Origin of the sequence: Niastella soli (assembly GCF_017742245.1) — a bacterium.
GTDB lineage: Bacteria > Bacteroidota > Bacteroidia > Chitinophagales > Chitinophagaceae > Niastella > Niastella soli.
The window spans coordinates 841,552-863,968 of the sequence record NZ_JAGHKO010000004.1 but is presented as its reverse complement, the minus strand read 5'-3'; the positions used below and the strand labels follow the sequence as shown (position 1 = coordinate 863,968).

20 protein-coding genes are annotated in these 22,417 nt (G+C 44.8%); 11 read left to right on the top strand and 9 right to left on the bottom strand.

The features are described 5' to 3' along the window. Nucleotides 1-117 precede the first annotated feature (117 nt). Nucleotides 118-636, top strand: a complete 519-nt coding sequence (locus J7I42_RS18395) for a GNAT family N-acetyltransferase (protein WP_209140306.1) — start codon at nucleotides 118-120, stop codon at nucleotides 634-636. Between the two features lie 665 nt (nucleotides 637-1,301). Here the strand turns inward: J7I42_RS18395 and J7I42_RS18390 are convergent. Continuing rightward, nucleotides 1,302-1,697 (bottom strand): single-stranded DNA-binding protein, encoded by a 396-nt coding sequence (locus J7I42_RS18390; protein ID WP_209140305.1) that lies wholly within the window; start codon nucleotides 1,695-1,697, stop codon nucleotides 1,302-1,304. A gap of 195 nt (nucleotides 1,698-1,892) precedes the next feature. On the opposite strand from J7I42_RS18390, the gene J7I42_RS18385 reads away from it, so the two are divergent. Beyond that, nucleotides 1,893-2,306: a hypothetical protein gene (locus J7I42_RS18385; RefSeq protein ID WP_209140304.1), complete on the top strand. Its 414-nt coding sequence runs from the start codon at nucleotides 1,893-1,895 to the stop codon at nucleotides 2,304-2,306. 1,058 nt (nucleotides 2,307-3,364) lie between these two features. Further along, nucleotides 3,365-3,628, top strand: a complete 264-nt coding sequence (locus J7I42_RS18380; RefSeq protein WP_209140303.1) for a hypothetical protein — start codon at nucleotides 3,365-3,367, stop codon at nucleotides 3,626-3,628. Nucleotides 3,629-3,644: 16 nt separating this feature from the next. On the opposite strand, the gene J7I42_RS18375 is transcribed toward J7I42_RS18380, so the two are convergent. From J7I42_RS18375 to J7I42_RS18360, 4 genes are all read right to left on the bottom strand, one after another. Then, on the bottom strand, nucleotides 3,645-4,031 hold the full coding sequence (locus tag J7I42_RS18375) for a hypothetical protein (RefSeq protein ID WP_209140302.1): 387 nt from the start codon (nucleotides 4,029-4,031) through the stop codon (nucleotides 3,645-3,647). An 80-nt stretch (nucleotides 4,032-4,111) separates the two neighbouring features. Continuing rightward, nucleotides 4,112-4,822: a LytR/AlgR family response regulator transcription factor gene (locus tag J7I42_RS18370; RefSeq protein ID WP_209140301.1), complete on the bottom strand. Its 711-nt coding sequence runs from the start codon at nucleotides 4,820-4,822 to the stop codon at nucleotides 4,112-4,114. Next, on the bottom strand, nucleotides 4,819-5,862 hold the full coding sequence (locus tag J7I42_RS18365; RefSeq protein WP_209140300.1) for a sensor histidine kinase: 1,044 nt from the start codon (nucleotides 5,860-5,862) through the stop codon (nucleotides 4,819-4,821). The genes J7I42_RS18370 and J7I42_RS18365 overlap by 4 nt, the downstream gene beginning before the upstream one ends. Nucleotides 5,863-5,916: 54 nt before the next feature. Beyond that, nucleotides 5,917-7,140, bottom strand: coding sequence for an acyltransferase family protein (locus J7I42_RS18360; RefSeq protein WP_209140299.1), 1,224 nt, complete (start codon nucleotides 7,138-7,140; stop codon nucleotides 5,917-5,919). A gap of 356 nt (nucleotides 7,141-7,496) precedes the next feature. Between J7I42_RS18360 and J7I42_RS18355 the strand changes: the two genes are divergently transcribed. Then, nucleotides 7,497-8,483 carry a pyruvate dehydrogenase complex E1 component subunit beta gene (locus tag J7I42_RS18355; protein WP_209140298.1) on the top strand — a complete coding sequence of 329 codons (987 nt, stop codon included), beginning with the start codon at nucleotides 7,497-7,499 and terminating at the stop codon, nucleotides 8,481-8,483. Between the two features lie 108 nt (nucleotides 8,484-8,591). Here J7I42_RS18355 and J7I42_RS18350 read toward each other — a convergent pair whose 3' ends face one another. After that, a complete protein-coding gene (locus J7I42_RS18350) occupies nucleotides 8,592-11,066 on the bottom strand; it encodes an ABC transporter permease (protein ID WP_209140297.1) in 2,475 nt (824 codons plus the stop codon). 300 nt (nucleotides 11,067-11,366) lie between these two features. Here J7I42_RS18350 and J7I42_RS18345 point away from each other — a divergent pair, with 300 nt between their 5' ends. The 5 genes from J7I42_RS18345 to J7I42_RS18325 all read left to right on the top strand — a co-directional run bounded on the left by J7I42_RS18345 (nucleotide 11,367) and on the right by J7I42_RS18325 (nucleotide 17,035). Next, nucleotides 11,367-11,939 carry a TetR/AcrR family transcriptional regulator gene (locus J7I42_RS18345; protein ID WP_209140296.1) on the top strand — a complete coding sequence of 191 codons (573 nt, stop codon included), beginning with the start codon at nucleotides 11,367-11,369 and terminating at the stop codon, nucleotides 11,937-11,939. Between the two features lie 168 nt (nucleotides 11,940-12,107). Next, a complete protein-coding gene (locus J7I42_RS18340) occupies nucleotides 12,108-13,442 on the top strand; it encodes a TolC family protein (protein WP_209140295.1) in 1,335 nt (444 codons plus the stop codon). A 44-nt stretch (nucleotides 13,443-13,486) separates the two neighbouring features. After that, complete coding sequence (locus tag J7I42_RS18335) at nucleotides 13,487-14,590, top strand: HlyD family secretion protein (protein WP_209140294.1); 1,104 nt, start codon at nucleotides 13,487-13,489, stop codon at nucleotides 14,588-14,590. Nucleotides 14,591-14,605: 15 nt separating this feature from the next. Then, entirely contained in the window at nucleotides 14,606-16,186 is a 1,581-nt protein-coding gene (locus tag J7I42_RS18330) for a DHA2 family efflux MFS transporter permease subunit (protein WP_209140293.1), read from the top strand. Between the two features lie 15 nt (nucleotides 16,187-16,201). Next, on the top strand, nucleotides 16,202-17,035 hold the full coding sequence (locus tag J7I42_RS18325; protein WP_209140292.1) for a universal stress protein: 834 nt from the start codon (nucleotides 16,202-16,204) through the stop codon (nucleotides 17,033-17,035). An 88-nt stretch (nucleotides 17,036-17,123) separates the two neighbouring features. Here J7I42_RS18325 and J7I42_RS35410 read toward each other — a convergent pair whose 3' ends face one another. After that, nucleotides 17,124-17,258 carry a hypothetical protein gene (locus J7I42_RS35410; RefSeq protein WP_262898136.1) on the bottom strand — a complete coding sequence of 45 codons (135 nt, stop codon included), beginning with the start codon at nucleotides 17,256-17,258 and terminating at the stop codon, nucleotides 17,124-17,126. Between the two features lie 118 nt (nucleotides 17,259-17,376). Next, on the bottom strand, nucleotides 17,377-18,156 hold the full coding sequence (locus J7I42_RS18320) for a DUF4846 domain-containing protein (protein WP_209140291.1): 780 nt from the start codon (nucleotides 18,154-18,156) through the stop codon (nucleotides 17,377-17,379). A 71-nt stretch (nucleotides 18,157-18,227) separates the two neighbouring features. On the opposite strand from J7I42_RS18320, the gene J7I42_RS18315 reads away from it, so the two are divergent. Beyond that, a complete protein-coding gene (locus J7I42_RS18315) occupies nucleotides 18,228-19,391 on the top strand; it encodes a sigma-54-dependent transcriptional regulator (RefSeq protein WP_209140290.1) in 1,164 nt (387 codons plus the stop codon). Nucleotides 19,392-19,627: 236 nt separating this feature from the next. Here the strand turns inward: J7I42_RS18315 and J7I42_RS18310 are convergent, their stop codons facing one another. After that, a complete protein-coding gene (locus J7I42_RS18310) occupies nucleotides 19,628-20,575 on the bottom strand; it encodes a MerR family transcriptional regulator (protein WP_209140289.1) in 948 nt (315 codons plus the stop codon). Between the two features lie 180 nt (nucleotides 20,576-20,755). On the opposite strand from J7I42_RS18310, the gene J7I42_RS18305 reads away from it, so the two are divergent. Next, nucleotides 20,756-22,339 carry a S26 family signal peptidase gene (locus J7I42_RS18305; protein WP_209140288.1) on the top strand — a complete coding sequence of 528 codons (1,584 nt, stop codon included), beginning with the start codon at nucleotides 20,756-20,758 and terminating at the stop codon, nucleotides 22,337-22,339. Nucleotides 22,340-22,417: the final 78 nt, after the last annotated feature.

The window sequence follows — 22,417 nt, the reverse complement described above, 5'->3', positions numbered from 1 at the left end:
GGGAGAGTGGTAGGGAAGTAATCTTCTATAGAAAAAGGGGAAAGAAAAGTACAAAGAATATATGGCAGGAAAAAATGATATACATCATAGCTGCTTTTTGATAAGTACCTTTATCGGATGAATACCATTCGTATTGAAGTAGCAACTAAAAAAGATGCAGCCCTGATCGCTGACCTGAGCCGTCAAACGTTTTATGATGCTTTTGCAGCAGATAATACCAAGGAGGATATGGATAAATTCATGAATGAACAGTTTACCAGGGAGCAATTAATGGAAGAAGTAGGGCGGGAAGGAAATGTGTTTTTGCTGGCTTATGAAGGAGAGGAAGCGATAGGGTATGCGCGTATGAGGGAAACACCCAAACCGGTTTTATTGGAAGGGGGACCGGCCATAGAAATTGCCCGGATATATGCAATGCAAAAAAGTATTGGCAAAGGGGTAGGAAGTGCCCTGATGCAGCATTGTATAGCGGTGGCAAAACAAAAAAGTGCCGGCGTTATCTGGCTGGGTGTGTGGGAGAAAAATTATAAGGCCATTGCATTTTACACCAAATGGGGGTTTGAGAAATTTAGCGAGCATGTGTTTATGTTAGGTAATGATCCCCAAACAGATTGGTTGATGAAAAAAGGGTTATAGTAAAATATACCCCTCCCGATGAATCGGGAGGGGGCTTACACAACCATAGTCACGGAAGGTGCAACGACTAACGACCAACATATACTAAACCTAAAACAACAACTTTTATCAAAGTCTTTTCAATTCCTATTAGCCCCGGTACCAGAAGCTAAGCAAGGGACAATTAATAACTCACATTTCAATTCCTGACAGCCGCGTTTCAATTCCTATTAGCTCCCCTGGTTGGGTATTAGCAAGGGACAATTAATAACCCACTGGTTGCGCTGAAATACTCATTAAAAGCATTGTATGCAGTCTGGCACATCAACGTTATCTTCAATATCGAAAGCTGCACTATATTGAATTGGATTTTAGCGCTTTTTATGAGTACTGGTAGCAACCTGGACAACCTGTTTTTCAAAGAGTATTTTTGAACTAGTCACGGGGCACGGATTATAAACCTTCGCAACAAGAGAACTAACCATCCATCTAGGTATATTGCACCGTGCGCAGCGATGGGGCCATCAAACTATCGCAACTGGAGAACTACCTACCCATTAAAGTGTACTATTGCACCGAGTGCAGTACAGGATTATTAACTTTCACAACAAAGGAGCTAGCCAACTTTCCAAAGTAAACTATTGCACCGTGCACAGTACAGATTATAAACCCTCACAACAAGGGAACTAACTATCCGTTTCAGATTCAATGTTCGGGTCTTCTTCACTTGGCTCATTTTGATACCTGGTACCGCTACCCAACATAACCAACTCGTTCAGCACTACATCGGTAACAAAGCGTTTAATACCGTTTTTATCTATGTAATGGCGTGGCACCAGTTTGCCAGTCACGGCTACTTCTCTCCCTTTTGTTAAATACTTTTCGGCTATTTCTGCCAGCTTACCCCAGGCTACAACGTAATGCCACAGCGTTTCTCGTACCCGTTCACCTCTTGAGTTTCGAAAAACATCATTGGTAGCGATAGAAAAGCGGGCCATTTTTTTACCGGTTTCGGTAGTGCGGATCTCAGGTAGTTGACCTAAGTTACCAATTAGTTGAACTTTGTTTTTAATTGCGTACATAACTGTAATTTTAAAGATGATTAATTTATTTCAGTCTACCGGAGCGCCGTTTCGATTGACGATCCAAAGATGCGACACACGGAAACCAATAACCGGTATTTTGTCGTTTGTACCCGGATATTAAGCGTTTGCTTGTCGTTTACAAACGACTATTTGTTGTACATTCAATTTCAATAGCCAATTAAACCTTTGATAATGACTGTTAAAAACTGTCTGGCCTGCGATAGGCCTATTAAAGGCCGCATAGACAAAAAATTCTGCGACGATTCCTGCCGGAATAACTACAATAACCGGCTAAATAGTTATTCGATTCCGCTGGTGCGAAACATCAATAATATCTTACGAAGGAACAGGCGTATACTGGAGGACTTATTGGCGCCTTTGGAGAGGAAGGTGTTGGTGGTTGAGCGCCAAAAGCTGGCTGAATTAGGTTTTCAATTTCAATATTTCACTGAACAATATCATCCCGATAAAAAGGAACAATACTTTTATTGTTACGAGTATGGCTACCGCTCCATTGATCAGGAAAAAGTATTAGCCGTAAAGGATACCCGAAAAAGGCATTTTATCCACAAACATAACCAGGTGATAACGAAAAGAGGAGAGTAAGGTTGCAGGGTAATGGTAGTATTATGTACAAACCCCACATACCGGAAAACTTCTTCTGAAAGCTCCTTGGGATACCGGCTCTGGGATTTTTAATGAACAGTTTATGGTTTAATGTGGACCTCGCAGGGACCTAACAGGGACCTCACAAGGACCTAACAAGGACCTCACAGGGATTTTCTCCCTGTCAGGTCCGGGTAATGTTCTTGTTTGGTCCCAAGCGTAATAGCTGTATCCTGGGTTTGTATAGTTCCGGAATTGGAATGCGGCTGGTAGTGAAATGGTAGCATAATGGTGGTCTAATGGCATTGGTATTGCCCTGGTACTCCTCAGGGATTGCCTGGAGCCCCTACAGAAACCCTAATGTCTTAGGCAATACTTAGGCAATACCCAGGCAATCCGCAGGCAATGCCCGGGGAATTGCCCCACAGGAATACATCCATTCTCGTAGCAACGTATGAGATGCAATGGTCCGGAATGGTAGCAGCATGGTAGTGAAGTGGGAGAGAAATGGTGTCCTGGTGGTCCAGGTATTGTCTGGGTATGCTCCAGGGATGCTCTGGGAATGCTCTAAAGGCTACTCCCATAACCACTCCCAGACAACTTCCAGACCACTCTCAGACCCCTTGCTGAGCACTCCACTACAGTCTGACGCCCATTCCAACAGCACTCCAGGCGAATTTATAACTGCGGCCCGCAGTTGCCCGTATTCCTAAACTATGCTTACAACATCCCATTTTGAGGCTGATTGCTTAATATTTTTTGTTTTTGCCATAGTTCAGATTTTAACCCCAACCAGTAACGCAGGCCCGCCTGCAGGCTCTTCATAATTGACTTCACTTGAGATCCTGTTTAAATAATTAAATAGAACGCATGATATAGTTACCGCCAAAGTTTAAGGAGATTGTAGAAAAGGATACGAGCAACTATTATAAAGGCGCTGTTTATACCACCTGTAGGAGGTTTGATCAGGTGTTTGCTGAGAATAAGCTGTATTTTTTGAAGAATATACCGATCATGGCATCAGGCATATAAACAGTGTGCTGTAAGCCTGAGCTAAATTGATAACTCCCGACACGTATAAGCTGCTGAACGAGAAAGATATCTCCCTGTTGGTGCTGAATGTATTGCTTCATGACCTCGGCAAGCACCTGCAGCCACTTACTTTTAAAAAAATGATTACCGGTGGGTATGATGATGTGTTGAATGCAGATTTTGGCGATCAGGGTGTTCATCCCTACGACATAGAAGACCGCAAAAAGAAATTTCCCAAAGCCTTTAAAGAGTTGGAGCCTTATATGAGAAAGTATTTGGTGAAGAAATAGATATCCTGAAGGTGTCTTATTTATCCGTATAATTTTCAGGTATCCAACCCTGACTGGTTTTCTTATGGGCCTTGAATTGCTTTTTATAATTCAATTCCGGATTACAATGGTAATTGTCAAAGTTATTCGGAATGGTGTAAATAGTAATAATAGTCTTTCCGTCTATATTATTGCTTCTGTCCCATTTAAACCAGTTTTCACTTCCTGTGCACTCGATAATATAAGCTTCTGTCTTGTTTCCACAAGAAGCATTGTCATCCATTATAAAACAATCGGAGATCTTTTTATTTAAAACGCTTGCATTGTAACTTATAACATCATTAATTACGTTAGACTCACTGGTTTTGGTTTTGCAAGAGCAAATAACAATGCTAATTAATAAACAGCGAAGAATTGGTTTCATAAAGTACTATCTGATAAATGCTATTTAAAACGTAAATATAGGTGTCAGTAGTTATTTTGTCAAGCTCTATAGCCCTTTATTCACTTCCTCAACAACTTATCATTTACAATCTTTTCCATGATCTCTTCTTTCTGATATTTTGAGATCGGGATCTGGTATTTGCCGCCTACGTGCAGTATGTTGCCTTCAATAGATTGGATACATTGGATATTCACCAGGTATGATTTATGTGGCTGAATGAACTGGCCGGCGGGGAGCTTTTCCTGTAAGGCTTTGAGGGTAGAGTGGGTGACCATTTTTTTATCGGGGGTGTACAGGGCTACATAATTTTCCATAGCCTCTACAAAAAGCAATTCCTGCAGGGTTACCTTTTCCAGTTTGTTGTCGGTTTTAATAAACAGGTAGTTAACGGTGTTGGTGGTGGCACCGGCAAAGTAATCATAAGCTTTATTCGCCGCTTTTAAAAAGCGTTCAAAGGAAATGGGTTTTAAAAGATAATCGAGCACATCCAGTTCATATCCTTTTATGGCATATTGTTCATAGGCAGTGGTAAAGATCACTTTGGGCGCATTGGGCGTATTCTTTAAAAAATCGATCCCGGTTACATAAGGCATTTCAATATCCAGCAACAGCAGGTCGGCGGGTTGCTGTTTTAATAAGGAGTTTAATTGAATGGCATCTTCACAAACGCCGGTCAGTTCCAGAAAATCGATCTTTTCTATATAACCCTGTAATCCTTTGCGGGCTATTGGTTCATCATCGGTGATAATGCATTTTATGGCTGGCGTCATGATAATTGTAATTGTATTTCTGCAAAAAAGGTATCATCCTTTTTTGTGGTGGTAAATGTATGTTTTCCCGGGTATAATAGGTCCAGTCTTCTTTTCAGGTTCTCCAGTCCAATGCCATTGCGCGTTTGGTCGCTTGTTTGCTTTATCCACGATGTTTCTGCTGGTACAGAATTGGCCACGGCAAACCGCAACTGATCATTTTCTTTGTTGGCTTCAATAGTGATCCGGTAATCCCCGCCTGTATATTTAAACGCATTTTCTACCAGGGGTAAAAATAACAGTGGGTATACCTGTTCGCCATTTAATGAGCTATCGAAATGTACCTGTAATTTCAACTTATCGGAACTTCTTATCTGTTGCAATTCTATAAAGTTTTGCAGATAATGGAATTCCCGGCTTATGGGCACCATTTGTTGTTGATCGTACAACTGATATCGCAACAGTTCTGAGAACTTTTCAATACTTTTCTTTGCCTCTGCGATGTTCTCATCCATTTGAAAATAAACGGTATTAAGGGCATTGAATAAAAAGTGCGGGTGATATTGTGCTTTTAAGAATTTGAGCTCTGTTTGCAAATGATCATTGGTTATTTTTTCAAGCAATAACCGGTTGTTTACATACGCATGCAACAATTTATTGCTTCTTACCACTGCATAATACACCAGACAATATAAAAGCGGAATAATATTAATATTAGCAAAATCGCCCCAGCTCAGGCCATCATCAGTTAATGCCACCATGGGAGTAATGATGGCATTATTGATCGCTGTAATTATTAATACCACCCAGGTAAGTTCCTGCAACACAATTTTGAAATCAATATTGTGTTGCAGTTTTTTATCGAACCGTTGAAATAGTTTCCCAAATGCGTACATGGTAATATATCCCGCGGCTACTACAAAGAGGAGCTCAATGGCGGTTGTCGACCAGGCGCGTTTCCAGAACCGGAAATGGGACAACGTATCATTAAGCACCCGCACCGTGATGTAGATCAGTAGTCCAAATAAACCAGGGAAAACATATTTCCAAAACCGTTTCATCTGATATTTTTTATTTTTTGGGGCCAGCTGGAACTTCGTTTCATTGCTTGTAATTTACGATAATTGAATGGCCGGTTGTATTGTTTCTGCAGATTTCTCTACCGTGGTTTCTGTTGGTCTTGTCGCTTTTTTCTTCGGTTTCATCCCAAACAGGAATCTTGTAACGGAATAAGGTCTGATAAACAAATGATAAATGCACAGTACCAGTATAAAGGACGTTATAAAGGTGAAGAGGAACTTGTTCAAAACAGGCTCGCTAGTCCTTATTACATAAAATACTACTATCACAATGATCGTTTGGTGTAAAATATAGAAAGGATAAACGGCCTCATTGATATAATTCTGAATGCGATGTTTCTTGTTCAGATATCGTTTGGCATAGCCGATAGCGGTGAAGATCCAACCCCAGGCAGTAAGTGGAAATAACAACATATATGCGTACATGCGCCAGTCGTGTCGCCAGTTGGGAAATATATCGTCAGGTTCCAGGTTATTCCAGCGGATATAATTGATGATAAGAATAGTGGCGAAAGCAAGCAGGAAGGAGGTACGGCGGTTCCTTTCGAGACTATCCATCAACGCGGGAAAATTGATGCAGGTAAATCCGGTTAGTAAGAAAAAGATCCAGTAGATATGTCTGCCCCAATCGTGTATCAGGTCGTGTGTTTCGGGAAATGATAAATTCATGGCAGTATAAATGATCACGCTGGGTACCAGCAGGAGGTATATTCTTTTTCCTGTTGCCAGGTTATTAAAGAAAGCCAGCCGTTGTTTGCCACGATCGCTCATGCTCCATTTGAATGCCGGGGCAAAAATAATATCATACAGGAACAGGTATAAAATAAACCACAGGTGATGCCAGCTCAAATTACCTTTTGGGTAGGCGCCGGTTGTAAAGATGCTAGGGTAGAAGTCGGCAAAATTCCCTTTAAATCCCTGGGTGAGCCGCTCCATGTAAACTTGCGGTGGTACAACCACCAGCATACCGAATAACAATGGAATAAATAACCGCCGGAACCGCAACCCGATAAATGAGCCGGTGGTTCTGCTTTTCAGCATAAAATAGGTGACGGTGCCTGAGATGAAGAACAACAGCGGCATTCTGAACCGACTCATCCAGAAATTGACTTCCATCAGCAGGTTGCTGGTCTCTTTGTTTTTTAGGTGCCAGCCCCAATCTTCAACGTAGGCCATGGAGGAGTGTAGAAAGAAAACGGCCATTATGGAGGCAATTCTGAGCCAGTCGAGATAAGCCTGGCGGGTGGAAACTGGTTGCATATGGTTAATTTTCTACAAACCTAGTTTCCGGGGGAGGCGGGATAAAATTACTTTGACGTGTGGGCGGTTTGAAGCGGTGTGAGGACGGAAGCAGGTGCTTTTGCCGGGTGAAAGCCTGCCCGACGTGTCCGGAGGGCTGTTTGGGTAACTGACAAACTGATACCCGGAAAGGGTATTTCCAGGGAATCTGTACCCTGATTTTTTACCTTGAAATCCGGTAAAAAGCGCTCTCAGTACGCATTTTACCCTACACACTGACTTTCTGCCTATTAGACATTTAATTTATTATTGCCCGGCAATTTGTTATTATGCGTTTCAACCAATAATTTTGCCGGGTTTTAAAAACTGAAAACAGAATGGCAAGAATTATCGCATTTCGCGAAGCGCTCCGCGAAGCTATGAGTGAAGAAATGAGGAGAGATGACCGGGTTTTCCTGATGGGTGAAGAAGTAGCTGAATACAATGGTGCTTATAAAGTAAGCCAGGGTATGCTGGCAGAATTCGGCCCCAAAAGGATTATTGACACCCCTATTGCTGAGCTGGGTTTCACCGGTATTGCGGTAGGTGCTGCTCAAAACGGTTTACGTCCGATCGTTGAGTTCATGACCTGGAACTTTGCCGTACTGGCATTGGATCAGATTTTAAACACCGCTTCAAAAATGCTGGCTATGAGCGGCGGCCAAATTGGTTGTCCGATCGTTTTCCGTGGACCAAATGGTTCTGCCGGTCAGTTGGGTGCCCAGCACTCTACTGCTTTTGAAAGCTATTATGCAAATATCCCCGGTATTAAAGTAATTTCTCCTTCTAACCCATACGATGCTAAAGGTTTGATGAAAGCCGCTATCCGCGATGAAGATCCTGTGATGTTCATGGAGAGCGAGGTTATGTATGGCGATAAAGGCGAAGTTCCTGAAGAAGAATACATCATTGAGATCGGTAAAGCCGATGTAAAGAAACAGGGTTCAGATGTTACCATCGTTTCTTATAATAAAATGATGAAGGTTGCTCTGGGCGCCGCTGCTGAACTGGAAAAAGAAGGCATCAGCGCTGAAGTGATTGACCTGCGTACTATTCGTCCGCTCGACTGGCATACCATCCTTGAGAGCGTTAAAAAGACCAACCGCCTGGTGATCGTTGAAGAGCAATGGCCCATGTGTTCGGTATCTTCTGAGATCGCTTACCGCATTCAAAAAGAAGCTTTCGATTACCTGGATGCGCCTATCCGCCGTCTTACCGCTGCTGATGCGCCGCTTCACTACGCACCAACCCTGATTGATGGTGCATTGCCTACTGTTGATAAAACAGTACGCCTGGTAAAAGAAGTAATGTATTCGAGAAAATAATTGTCAGGAGCCCCGGCTCAAGGCAGTAAATAATACACTGGCAACAGTAAAATGGCAATGAGCCGTTTTACTGTTGCCTTTTGTTTTTATTAATGATTCAGATGGCCGTTATTCGGTGCGCAGGGATTTGACCGGGTTGGCCATGGCCGCTTTCATTGCCTGGAAGCCCACCGTAAGCAGCCCTACTCCAATGGCCGCGGCGCCTGCAGCAAAATACATCAGGAAGTTGAGCGGTGTGTGGTAGGCATAGCCATTCAGCCACCTAACCATAACGAGTGCGGCTATCGGGGTAACGATCAAAAAAGCGATCACGATAAGCACCACAATCTCCTTACAAAGCATAACCATAATTTTCGGCACCGTGGCGCCTAATACCTTTCGGATGCCGATCTCGCGGCCCCTTCTTTCCGTAGAAAAAATGGTGAGACCGAGCAGGCCTAAACAAGAGATAAAAACGGTGATGTACATCGCCACATTGATCACCCTTTCGGCCCTGAGATCGTCTGCATACATACCGGCAACGATCTCGTCCAGGAAGGAACATTCAAAAGGCTTTCCGGGGAAGACGGTCTTCCAGTCCTTTTCAAAATTGCCGATGAGTGTCTTCAATTCGCTGGCGGTCATCTGCTGAGCGGCGATCTTAACCCCAATGACGGTCTCATTTACGGGATCGTGACTGATGAGGATCGGTCTGGCTGCCCGATGAAAAGAGGCGTCATAAAAATCGGCTATCACACCGGCTACGGGACAGGCTTCATTATATAAGAGCACCTCCCGGCCAATGACCTTGTTCACATCGGCAAAACCCAATGCATGGGCACATTGCTCGCTGATCAGCACTTCCCGGCTGCTGTCGCCCGGGAGCAGATTTCGTCCCGCGATCAGCTTCAGCCCATAAAAAGGAACGTATTCTTCGTTGCTGTAATGCAAGGATACCTCCATGTTCTCATTGTTGTTTCTCAGCCCGAAATCGAAGAAACTCATACGCATAAAACCTACTGGCGGCGCTCCCTCTTTGATCACCTGCACTACGCCGGCATGTTGCCGGATCTTATCTGCCAGTACCGCCATCTTAACTGTCTCTTCGGAAGGCTTTCGCTGCTTCCTTTCACCTTGTGCCTCCATAGATATCCCAACACGTGCCTTGCTGCGCGGAGGAGTGATCGTGATGACCGCATCCGTTTTGAGCCCCAGGTTTATATGGAACATGTACCGCAGCTGCGAACCCATAATGAAAGACATTATGATAAACAACAGCGAGATGGTAAATTGAAAGACGATCAATCCCCTGCGCAGTTCCCCTTTTCCACCGTCGGGCACTGCCGTGATCCCTTTCAGGGTCACCGTAGGGTGATATTTCCCCAGCACTTTGGCCGGATAAAACCCCGCCAGGCCGGCAGTCGCCGCGACTACCAACAGCAAAAACAACAACGTACCTCCATCCATTCGGAAATGGACACCCGCTGGGATCAAATCGGCGAACAGGATGAACACCGGTCTTATCATCAGCACTGCCAATGCCGCAGCAGCGATGGTCATCAACAGGGTTTCGGTAAAAAATTGAACGGCGATGCCCGATCTGCTGCCACCCAGCACCTTCCGAACGCCGATCTCCCTGGCTCTTTGCATGGATTGCGCGGTAGACAAATTCACAAAATTAACGATGGCAAGAACAAGAATAAAAATGGCCGCAAGCTGGAGCAATTTCAAAGCTGCCTGGTCGGCTTTTCTGATCACCCAACCACCATAATCCTTACTAAAGTGGATGCCCCACAGGGGGCGCAAAAGGGCGCCGCGCTCCGTTCTTTTGCCGAAATGTTGTTTGACTATGGCATCCAATTGCGCATCGATCTGTGCAGGCGTTACGCCCTTTGCCAGTTTGACCATCATCTGGCTGGAACCGTCTATTTTGTTCCAATCGTCCAACTTTATCTTACGATTCAGCAAACTAACTGGTATAGTAGCATAAGAGATCCATTGGCTGAAATTAAGATCACTATTGCCTGTAAGATCGGCAACAACGCCAGTTACCCGCACCATCAGCGAATCCTGGTAATAGATGGTGCGGCCGATGACCTTGTCCGGATCAAGATTGCCAAAGTATTTTCTGGCCTTTCCGGCGGTAAGTACTACTGAGTTGGGCAGGCTCAGGGACGTGGCGGCATTTCCGCTTAACCACCGGTATTGAAAGATGTCGAAGTATTGTGGCTCCGCGATAAGAAGGCTGCCGTCGTCGTTGAATTGAACCGGAGGCTCATTCCGGACACCTGGTATCGTTACATCGGCCGAATAGGTACGAAAGGCGGCCACCGTCTGTAGACCGGTGATTTCCCGGCGCATGGTGGCCGGTAAGGGGACAGGTACACAATTAAAATGGGCACCATGCTTAACCGGCACATAGTCCACACAAAAGATGCGGTCAGGGTCCGGGTGAAAGGTATCAAAACTGTATTCATACCGGGTGATCAGATAAATGACCAAGCAGGCACAAATGCCAAACGCCAGACCCAGTACATTTACGAGGCTATAAATCCTATTGCGAACGAGGGTACGCCAGGCAACAATCCAATAGTTTTTAAACATAGCAATCATTTGGAGTGAGGGAGTCAGGCAGATCGAACAAATACAGTACCTGTTGAGACCTATTTAATAACTAACATTTTATGTATGGCAATCCGTTGGTACTGTCCGGTTCCGATACAGGAAGTGTCTGAATATAAACAAGTCGCCGTCAGCCCCTTTCTGCGAAATCTGAACAGCGAACTTTGAACCTTTCACTTTGAACCCTTCACTTTGAACCGTGAACGCTGAACAGTAAACCGGCCCTAAAATAAATCTCCCTACAGCCTTTTAACTGAATAATTATTCATTTAACTTTGCATCGTGAAACCCAGAGATGAGAATAAGATCAATGAAATTTACAAGGCTACCCTCAACCTGGTAAAGGCGAGCGGACTGGCGGGTATCACTATGCAAATGGTGGCCAAAGAGGCCGGCATTGCCACCGGTACACTGTACATCTACTTTAAAAACAAGGAAGCCCTGATCAATGCGCTGTTCGATGTCTGTATCAGAAGTTCGGCCAGCACCTTCTTTAGCAATTACGATCCGGCCCAGCCATTCAAGATCGGGTTTCATACCATCTGGTTGAATATTGTACACCGTCGGGTAACACACTTCAATGAAAGCATATTCATTGAACAATGTTTTCATTCTCCCTTTATTGACGAGGAATCGAAAGTGCGGCTGCGAAAAATATTTGAGCCGCTCCTCCATCTGATAGAACGGGGTAAAAAGGAACACCTGATAAAAGACATAGACACCACGTGGCTGCTTTCCCTAATGGTTGGCGCCATCAACGAAATTGCCAAAAGGACCATGTATTACCACATAAAATTGACCAGCGAAATACTGGAAGCCAACTTCCAGCTTTGCTGGGATGGCATTAAAGCCTGATTTTTTTTTGCCTTTTAGATGAATAATTATTCATTTAAAAGGGGAGGCTGTTACCAATTACCGGATACAGCTTGCCAGGTACCTTAATTGCAAGCGATTGACTATATGCTGTATTCCCGGAAACTGCAATCGGTTTCCGGCACAATCCCTGTTAAAAGCCATTTTAGTATGAAGAATAGAATTTACATGATCCGCATGTTACTGGCGTTCTGTATGCTAGGCTGCTTTACCAGCTCACATGCCCAGGAAAGCAAGACAATTACTTTGCAAGAAGCATTAGACCTGGGTATCAAAAGCAGTAAGCAACTAAAACTGAATAAGGCCAGGATCACCGAGGCTGTTGCTGCAACCAAAGAGGCGATGGAAAGAAGATATCCTGATATCAATATCAGCGCCTCTTACTTACGGGTTAACCAACCGAAGCTCAATATAAAAACGGTGGGGGCTGCCGGTAATGACAGCAATGCCATTTCTTCCCCTTCACATTTAAATCAGGCGATGTTTGGAATGGCCAATTTATCCCTTCCCCTGTATGCTGGTTTGAAGATCAAGTATGGGGTTGAATCGGCGAAATTCCTGGAAAAAGCAGCTGAGATGGATGCCGATAACGATCGCCAGGATGTGATCTTAAACACCATTGCTGCTTACATAAACCTGTACAAGGCCAGCGCTGCCGTAAAATTGGTAGAAGAGAACCTGGCGCAATCCCGCCAGCGGGACACCGATTTCGTTAACCTGGAACGGAATGGCACCCTGGCAAGAAATGACCTGTTAAAAGCACAACAGGAAACCTCCAACCTGGAATTGACCCTGCTTGATGCGCAAAATAACCACCAACTGGCTATTGTAAACATGGACCTCATGCTGGGGCTTCCCGAAAAAACGGTACTGGTGGCTGATTCTGCCAGTATAGTTCCACCCGGTGCAGTAAAAACCATTGATGAATACGAACAACTCGCCGCTGAAAACCGGCACGACCTCAAAGCGCTGGATTACCGGCAAAAGGCAGCCGCTGCCGGGGTGAAAATAGCCAGGGGCGACTACTATCCTTCCATTGCGCTCACCGGTGGTTATGTATATGCCGAGGTGCCCAAATTCATTCGGGTAACCAATGCAATGAACGCAGGCCTTGGCGTGAAATATAATCTATCATCCTTTTGGAAAACAAGTTCAAAAGTGGCACAGGCTAAAGCCCGGCAGGACCAGCTGACTGTCAATGCGGCTATGCTCGATGACGCCATCCGGCTTTCTATTAACAAAGCCTACCAGGATTATATGTCGGGCGTAAAAAAGATAGAAGTATACAATAAGGCGCTTGACCAGGCCACTGAAAATTACCGCATCAACAAAAACAAATACGCCAATAACCTGCTTACGCTTACCGACCTGCTCGATGCCGATGTGGCGCAGTTACAGGCCCGGTTAAACGTAGCCTTTGCAAAGGCCGACCTGGTATTGGCCTATCAAACCTTACTGCAAAAAGCAGGTTTGCTCAATCAATAGTTTTAGAATAAATCCTTTTCTAAAAAAGGGAACAACAATAGTATATGGCAACAACTCAACAAACAGGCGCAGCAGCCGCTCCTAAAAAGAAGAGCCGGGGTTTTTTAATTGTATTGATCTTATTAGTGATCGTTGGTGGTGCCTTTGGCATCAGTAAATACATTCATGCAAAGCATCATGAAGAAACGGATGACGCACAGGTGGAAGCCAACATCAACCCGGTGATACCTAAGATCTCAGGGTATGTAACGGAAGTAAGGGTAAAAGATAACCAGAAAGTAAAGAAGGGCGATACCCTGTTGTTGCTCGACGACCGGGACCTTACACTGAAAGTTGAACAGGCGGAAGCCGCATTGGGCACCGCTCAGAGCAACCTCACTTCAGCCAAAGCTACCTCACAGGCAGCAGCAGCGAATATAGGTACCTCCGCTGCCGCCATTAAAGCAGCAGATGCTCAAATTGAAGCCGCTAAAGTAAGCGTATGGCAGGCTACGCAGGATTATAACCGCTATGCCAACCTCATAAAAGACCATTCCATCACCCTGCAACAATTTGAACAGGCACAGGCCAACAAGGAAAAAGCGGAAAAGCAATTACAGGTATTACAGGAACAAAAGAACCAGGCTACCCGTCAAACCAGCGCAGTGAGCTCGCAAAGCAACGCTACCTCTACCCAGATAAATGTTGCCAGCTCGGCCATAAAACAACGACAGGTTGATGTGGACGATGCCAAACTGAATTTGTCATACACGGTGGTAACAGCCCCGGCAGATGGTATCACCTCAAAAATAAACGTACAGGCAGGGCAGTATTTACAGGCTGGTCAGGCCACCTTCAGTGTGATACAGGACAATGACATTTGGGTAGTGGCCAATTTTAAAGAAACCCAGTTCAATGACCTGCGCATTGGTCAAAAAGTGACCATCAATGTAGATGCATTTCCAAAACATGACTTTGAAGCCACCGTTACTTCTTTTTCACCCGCTACCGGCGCGCGGTTTGCCTTGCTGCCACCCGACAATGCCAGTGGCAACTTTGTAAAAGTGGTACAACGCCTGCCCGTTAAAATAGAGTTCAATAAACAGGATTCCCTGGTGAAACAACTAAAGGCCGGTATGAACGTGAATGTGGATGTGCACCTGGATTAAGTAATAAGAATTAATATGGAACAACAAGGATCGTTGGTTGAATATGGTTCAAGAAGGGTGATCATCACCATTACGGCAGTGTTTTGCGCATTGCTGGAGATCATTGACACCACCATTGTGAACGTGGCCCTGCACGACATGCGGGGAAGCCTGGGCGCTACCCTCAATGAAATAAGCTGGGTGATCACCGCCTATTCAATAGCCAATGTTATTATAGTACCCATGACCAGCTGGCTGTCGCAACAGTTTGGCCGGCGTAATTATTTTGCGGCCTCGGTCATCATTTTTACCGTCGCCTCTTTTTTATGTGGTAACTCCTCCAGCCTGGTCGAACTGATCGTCTTCCGTTTTATTCAGGGACTGGGGGGCGGCGCCCTGCTGGTTACTTCCCAAACTATTATTACCGAAAGTTACCCGCCCGAAAAAAGGGCCATGGCACAAGCCATTTATGTATTGGGGGTAATTGTAGGCCCAACCCTGGGACCACCACTCGGTGGCTATATCGTAGACCATGCTTCCTGGCCCTACATCTTCTACATTAATATACCCGTAGGTATTATTGCGACCCTGCTTACCCTGCAATATGTACGCAGTCCGAAATATGCGGAAAAACGACCGGTGAACCAGGTCGACTGGTTAGGTATATTCTTATTGACAGTCTCTGTAGGCGCTTTGCAATACATTCTTGAAAAAGGCCAGGAAGACGACTGGTTCAACAGCAATCTGATCGTCATACTAACAGTAGTAGCCATCCTGGGGGTGTATTGTTTTATCTGGCGGCAACTGGTATACAAATACCCCGTTGTAGAGCTGAAGGTTTTACGCAATGGCAACCTGCGGATGGGGGTGATCCTGTCGTTTATCCAGGGGTTTGGTTTGTTCGGCTCCACCTTTATCATTCCCTTATATACCCAAACCATTCTGGGTTGGGATGCCACGCAATCTGGCCTGTTGATGATCCCCAGTACGCTGATGGTGGCCTTTATGATGCCCATTGTTGGACAAATGATCCAGCGGGGCGTATCCCAGAAATATATGATAGCCATGGGGATGATCGTATTTTTCATTTACAGTTTGTTCACCTATAAAGTAATTACCCCGCAAACAAGCGGCGATGATTTCTTCTGGCCACTGATGGTACGTGGGGTAGGACTGGGGTTGTTGTCCGTGCCTATTTCCACTATGGCGCTGTCAACCTTAAAAGGAGTTGAAATTGCGCAGGGCGCTGCCTTCTCGGGGATGATGCGACAGTTGGGTGGTTCGTTTGGCGTGGCGCTTATTTCCACCTATTTAACAAGAGATATAGTTGGCCACCGCGGTAACCTGATCCGCAGCCTTGATATTTACGACCCCGCAGTCCAGGCTCGTGTGCATGGCATTGCCGCCGGGATGCAGGCAAAAGGCATGGCGCCCAACACCGCCACCAAAAGCGCCTACCAATTGCTGGAGGGCTCAGTAACGGTGCAGGCAACCATTCTTTCTTACATGGATATCTTCTTATACATCGGTTGTATGTTCCTTGTTTGTGTGCCTTTTGTATTGATATTTATTAAACGCTCTAAAACCAAAGTGAGCATGGCGGATGCCGCCCACTAATACGAGGAGATAGTTATGTCTACAGTACTGGTAGTTACCAATTTTTCCGATGCCTCGCGTAATGCGCTTGAATATACCTGTTCCCTGTTACAGAACACCCAGGCCCACCTGATATTAATGAATATCTATAACTTTCCCGGTAACATGACGGGCGATGCTATAGCGATAGCTGCTATGGGAGAGATCATAGAACACGATGCCGCCTTGCTGGAGCAGGAATACCAGTGGGTGCAGGACCATTATCCGTCAATAATTATAGATACCGAAATGGTGACCGGGAGCTTTCAGGAGGAATTACTAAGGAAAGTAATAGAGACAAATGCCGTGCTGGTAGTAATGGGTACCGATGGCAATTATACCAACCTGCTTTCGTGGGATACCAATATCGTCGACTCATTTATCGATCTGCCAGTGCCCATGCTGGTGATCCCGTCCCAGGTGAGGTTTCGCCCGGTTAATAAAATAGCTTTTGCCTGTAACTATTATAGAAAGAACCTGCAGGTGCCGGTATCGGTTATTCGTCGACTGGTTCGTTTTACCAGCGCATCACTATACGTGATCAATGTAGTGGCGCCCCATGAAATGATTTCGGAAGAAGCATTACATAACAAACAGGTACTGCAGGAAAGCCTGGCCGATTTGAACCCGGTTTATTTTGAACCGGAATATAACAATGTAATTTCAGCCATAGACAATTTTACTGCGGATGAAAATATTGATATGCTGCTGGTGATACCTACCCGCCATGGCATCTGGTACAATATCTTCCAAAAGAGCCATACCAAAGGGCTGGTGTACCTGAACCACATCCCGTTATTATCGGTTAGGCAGCAGGAGGAGTTTATTTAAAAAAAACGGTGCCACGGTTTGGAACTGTGACACCGTTAATATTTCATTGCTTGCTTCGGATATTAATAAAAAGTTCTACTGAAATATTTTAATGCAGGAAGGACGAGCATAAGATCAGCAAGGCAACCATGCCGCCAAGTATAAAACTTCCCAATAATGCTAATCTGGTAATTACTTTCGGTAACGAAAGTGTGGGTTGAACATCAACTGCTGATGCCTTCATAGTACGGATTTTGATTAATAAATGTTTTCAAAAGGATATGTGGATACAAAATAATATGAATTGTTAAATCTTGCAAGGTAGTTTTACTATGGGTTCCTCATGGGAAAAAACGAGGTATTTACCATCGCCGTAAATGAAAGCTAGCAAACGTCCATTCGGGCGTGTAAACCATTAAGTTATCTTTATCTACCCAATACCAGGGGCTTAATTTTCTGTATAACGGGTCTTTCAAAATGTGAATATCCTGTGCCGGCATATAACTCTGCGCCAGCAGATAAATAACTTTTCCGCTGTCGTTCGCCGCCATATCCATCACCATCACAGCATGTCCCGGTGACCCACCCTTTACCAGCACATCTCCTGGCATTATTGTACTAAAATCATTCACTGGGTGTAATTGCTTTTCGAGGGAAACTGTGTTGCAATGGCTGTATACCATTTCCAGGTAGCGTTGGAAATGGATACTGTCTGTTTTGCCGGGGCAGGTATATTTTTTGCCAATGTTATCAACAAATGTGATCTCGCTATACCTTTTTTGATCGTACAGGTATTGCGCCCGCAGCCGCATTACCGCATCGGCGCATTGTTGCAGGTCTTTATCGCCAACGGGTATATCCAGTACGGCATACTGTGCACCCTGGTTTATCTTGAGCTTGCCATTGTAAAGATGTACCAGTGTATCCTTTTTTATAGGTATTTTACGCAGCCAGCAGGCAAATGAAGTAGGGGGATAATTAACGCGTTTAAAACCCGCCGGGAGGGGAATGTCAACAACAGAAGCGGGCCTCGTATTAACCATTTGTGTAGTATGTGGGGGAATAGTTGAATTTGCGGTTTTTTCTATGCCGGCGATAGGGAAAAGCGGCAGGATAATTGTCATAAGGATGTTCCGTTTCATATTGTTACATTTGAAGACTTTTGGGATGAAAAAAAGTGATTTTTCCATAGCTAAAGACTGTTAAACTATCTATGTCAAACATTTTAATTATCGACGACGAAAAAGCTATCCGTAAAACGCTCAGCGAGATTCTTTCTTATGAAGGTTACAAAATTGAAGAAGCCGGCGATGGGGAAGAAGGGCTGAAAAAATTTAAAGAGAAAGCATATGATGTGGTGCTGTGTGATATAAAAATGCCCAAGCTCGATGGGATTGAATTCCTCGACAAAGCCCGGGAAGCCAATCCAGACGTGCCCGTGATCATGATCAGCGGCCACGGTACTATTGAAACGGCTGTAGAAGCGGTTAAGAAAGGCGCTTACGATTATATTGCAAAACCACCAGACCTGAACCGTTTGTTGATAACCATTCGCAATGCAATGGATAAAAACAACCTGGTTACCGAAACCAAGGTGCTGAAACGTAAGGTGAGCAAAGTGGAAGAAATGATCGGTGAAGCGGCACCTATTGTAAAGATCAAGGAAACCATTGATAAAGTGGCGCCCACAGACGCCCGTATTCTGGTAACTGGTGAAAATGGGGTAGGTAAAGAACTGGTGGCCCGCTGGGTGCATGAAAAAAGCAACCGGTCAACCGGCCCATTGGTAGAAGTGAACTGCGCTGCCATTCCCAGTGAACTGATAGAAAGCGAATTGTTCGGTCATGAAAAAGGCTCCTTTACTTCTGCCGTAAAACAACGCATTGGTAAGTTTGAACAGGCCCATGGCGGTACGTTGTTCCTGGATGAAATTGGTGATATGAGCCTGCCGGCACAAGCCAAAGTATTGCGCGCCCTGCAGGAAGGCAAGATCACGCGGGTGGGAGGTGATAAGGATATCAGCGTGGATGTTCGCGTTATTGCGGCTACCAACAAAGACCTGTTAAAGGAAGTGGATGATAAGAATTTCCGCCTCGACTTATACCATCGCCTCAGTGTGATCATCATTCACGTGCCTTCATTGAATGATCGCCGCGAGGATATTCCATTACTGGTTGATAAATTCCTGGCCGATATCTGTGCTGATTATGGCATTCCCAAAAAGGGCATCGAAAAAGATGCACTGGATGCGCTGAAACAACATAACTGGACAGGTAACATTCGCGAATTGCGTAACGTAGTAGAGCGGTTGATCATCTTATCGGGTAAAACCATTATGCCGGATGATGTACATGCGTATGTAGTGCCTAAAAGATAAATGAATAAGACTGACCTGTAAGCATCATTTGAGCTTGCAAAATTAGTGAGATCATTTGCACCTGACAGGTCAGTTTATATTTTATGTGGACTGGGTAATTTAGTGAGATCATTTGCATCCGCCAGCTGGCGGATCAGTTTTTTTTCAGCCATTGAGTTATGCAACGACCTGTCAGTATCGCTTCAGCATTATAATTATTCAAGAAAGGCGGACAAGCTCTTACAGGTATTGACTGATCAACTCCCCGACACGTCGGGGCAGGCTGTCAACTGATCAACTTGTTTTCCTTCTTTCAGGAATGCTCTTTTCTCCTCCACTGTTTTCAACAACCGCACATTTTTCAGATCACAGCTGCACTGGCAGGCCTCAGGGCCTGAAAAAACAATTTCTTTATCGGGGAACATATGCGAGAATTGTTTCAAATACTCATGCATATCGCATTTGTTCAGGTTGGGTATTATCAGGAAATACAATTGTGTAATGGGCTGAAGCGAACAAATAGTTTCCAGCATGTTCAACGGAACATTCTTCCCCATATACACCGTAGGTACGCCTTCCTTTTTCAGCATATAATGCATGAACAGCAATGGCAGTTCCATGCATTCGCCGCCTGGCATATCGTGGTGTTCACCTGCGGGGGTGAACAACAAAACCCTGCGGCCGCCGGTAAATGTGGGTTTTTCCAACCCATCAATGGCTACCATCGTTTTTTTAATAATAAGGGAGCGGGCAAAATGGGCATGCGCCTGCATTACCTGACCGGTCAACCACAATACCCCGATCTTTTTCTGAAAGGGGAACAGCACATTGATCATGCTTTTTTCAAAACCGGCATGCAGTACCAGGTTATGCAATATTTTATCGAACCGGGGCTGGTCCAGGTCAATGGAAGCCTCTGTTAATTGATTGATAAAAATTTCGTAGTTATCGGTATCGGGCTTTATCTCCAATGCCAGTTTGGTCATTTCTTCGGCCGAACAGCAGGCGATCTGAGAAATTTTATGTCCCTGGTTATACAGATAGGCGATGCGTAACAGGTGTTTCAGATCCTCACAATCATAGAAACGGTGTTTGCTTTCCCTGCGTTTAGGGCAGAAAAGATTGTAGCGTTGTTCCCAGATTCGCAGGGTATGCGCTTTGATGCCTGTTAAGTTTTCAATATCCCGGATGGAAAAGAGATTCATAGTATTGTAACAAAAGGTAAGATATCACAACTAATGCAACTGATGAAATACTGTTTGTCATAAATAGTGCCCATACGTATAATAATAGACACTTTTTTTAGCAAATTGTTCGTTATTGGCCTGTTTCTGTGAGAATTAATATGGTATTTTTGCCCGGATTTTTTTAATAAATTGCCCCAAATGAGTTTACACGATCTGTTCGTAATAATATTAATATCCTTTCTTATCGTAGAATTGCCGGCCTTTGGGTTAGCAAAATTATTCGAAAAGGCTGGAATTGAGTCCTGGAAAGCCTGGGTCCCTTTTTATAACATCTGGGAGATCACAAAAAAGACCCGGTTGAAACAACACTGGTTCTTTTGGCAATTTATACCCGTAGCCGGTTGGTTTATAAGCATTTGGCTGCTGGTTGAATTTGTAAAATTATTCGGCCGGTTCAGCTTCCTCGATCATGTAGGTGCCGCTTTGTTGTCGGTGGTGTATTTTCCCTTTATTGGTATGGACCCCAAAGTGAAATACCTGGGACCTGAAGCTGTTAAAAATCATAAAAAATCGGCTGTACGGGAGTGGATCGATGCGGGGGTGTTTGCCGTGGTGGCCGCCACCCTTATCAGGGTTTTTGTATTTGAAGCCTATACCATCCCCACCGGTTCAATGGAAAAGACCTTGCTGGTAAACGACTTTCTGTTTGTGAGCAAGCTCAGCTATGGACCCCGTATTCCCAATACGCCCCTTGCCATTCCATTTGTTCACCACACCATGCCCTTTTTTAACTCGAAATCATATACCGAGATCATTCATCTGCCTTATACCCGCTGGTTCGCCAGTCCGGTTAAACGCAATGATGTAGTGGTATTCAACTTCCCGGCAGGGGATACCCTTACCAAGGAACTGGATTCCCAGGATCCCTATTATGACATTCTGCAAAGTGAAGAAACACGGCAATACCAGCAGTTAAAAGGACAAGTTGCCAACGAGGCAGAATTGCAGGCTATTAGCAAAGAAAAAGCCCGGGAAATTGTGTGGAACGATTATACCATCATGACCCGCCCGGTGGATAAACGCGAGAACTACATCAAACGTTGTGTGGCCATCCCTGGCGATACCATTCAGATAGTAGACGGCATTTTGTATGTAAATAGCCAGAAGGCTTATATTTCACCTACATCGGCCACTGATTATACAGTTACCACCACCAATGGTAAAGCGTTGAACGATGATGATTTACGGGAAGCTGGGATCCGGTTGAACACCGATGAAAGAAATCCCGATTTTATCCCTTACGGCGCCAATAGTTACCTGATCAACATGACCGAAGGAGAAGCGGAGATCCTGAAAAAGTTCCCTGGTGTAACTGTAACCCGTAAGCTGGAGAATGTGGGCGACTCACGGATATTTCCACGTGATACCGCGGTACAATTATGGAGCACCGATGAGTTTGGTCCGCTGTGGATCCCCAAAAAAGGTGCTACCATTCAGCTGAATGTTAAAAACATTTCCTATTATAAACGTGCTATCCGGGTGTATGAGAACAATACCTGGGAAGAGCGCGGTGGAAAGATCTTTATAAATGGACAGGAAGCTACTACCTATACCTTTAAAATGAACTACTACTGGATGATGGGTGACAACCGTCACCGCTCACAGGACAGCCGTTTCTGGGGTTTTGTACCGGAAGACCACGTAGTAGGCGAGGCCTGGATGATCTGGATGAGTTGGGATAAAGGTGTACGGTGGAACCGGATGTTCAGATCAATACATTAAAAAGACATTCAGATTTACTAACTTTAGTGATCCTTCCCGCTCTGCGGGGAGGATTTTTTGTCTGATCTGGGCAACAAC

Coding starts and splice junctions, on each gene's coding strand:
- J7I42_RS18395 (WP_209140306.1), top strand. CDS start 118: ATGAATACCATTCGTATTGAAGTAGCAACTAAAAAAGATGCAGCCCTG.
- J7I42_RS18390 (WP_209140305.1), bottom strand. CDS start 1,697: ATGTACGCAATTAAAAACAAAGTTCAACTAATTGGTAACTTAGGTCAA.
- J7I42_RS18385 (WP_209140304.1), top strand. CDS start 1,893: ATGACTGTTAAAAACTGTCTGGCCTGCGATAGGCCTATTAAAGGCCGC.
- J7I42_RS18375 (WP_209140302.1), bottom strand. CDS start 4,031: ATGAAACCAATTCTTCGCTGTTTATTAATTAGCATTGTTATTTGCTCT.
- J7I42_RS18370 (WP_209140301.1), bottom strand. CDS start 4,822: ATGACGCCAGCCATAAAATGCATTATCACCGATGATGAACCAATAGCC.
- J7I42_RS18365 (WP_209140300.1), bottom strand. CDS start 5,862: ATGAAACGGTTTTGGAAATATGTTTTCCCTGGTTTATTTGGACTACTG.
- J7I42_RS18360 (WP_209140299.1), bottom strand. CDS start 7,140: ATGCAACCAGTTTCCACCCGCCAGGCTTATCTCGACTGGCTCAGAATT.
- J7I42_RS18355 (WP_209140298.1), top strand. CDS start 7,497: ATGGCAAGAATTATCGCATTTCGCGAAGCGCTCCGCGAAGCTATGAGT.
- J7I42_RS18350 (WP_209140297.1), bottom strand. CDS start 11,066: ATGTTTAAAAACTATTGGATTGTTGCCTGGCGTACCCTCGTTCGCAAT.
- J7I42_RS18340 (WP_209140295.1), top strand. CDS start 12,108: ATGAAGAATAGAATTTACATGATCCGCATGTTACTGGCGTTCTGTATG.
- J7I42_RS18335 (WP_209140294.1), top strand. CDS start 13,487: ATGGCAACAACTCAACAAACAGGCGCAGCAGCCGCTCCTAAAAAGAAG.
- J7I42_RS18330 (WP_209140293.1), top strand. CDS start 14,606: ATGGAACAACAAGGATCGTTGGTTGAATATGGTTCAAGAAGGGTGATC.
- J7I42_RS18325 (WP_209140292.1), top strand. CDS start 16,202: ATGTCTACAGTACTGGTAGTTACCAATTTTTCCGATGCCTCGCGTAAT.
- J7I42_RS35410 (WP_262898136.1), bottom strand. CDS start 17,258: ATGAAGGCATCAGCAGTTGATGTTCAACCCACACTTTCGTTACCGAAA.
- J7I42_RS18320 (WP_209140291.1), bottom strand. CDS start 18,156: ATGAAACGGAACATCCTTATGACAATTATCCTGCCGCTTTTCCCTATC.
- J7I42_RS18315 (WP_209140290.1), top strand. CDS start 18,228: ATGTCAAACATTTTAATTATCGACGACGAAAAAGCTATCCGTAAAACG.
- J7I42_RS18310 (WP_209140289.1), bottom strand. CDS start 20,575: ATGAATCTCTTTTCCATCCGGGATATTGAAAACTTAACAGGCATCAAA.
- J7I42_RS18305 (WP_209140288.1), top strand. CDS start 20,756: ATGAGTTTACACGATCTGTTCGTAATAATATTAATATCCTTTCTTATC.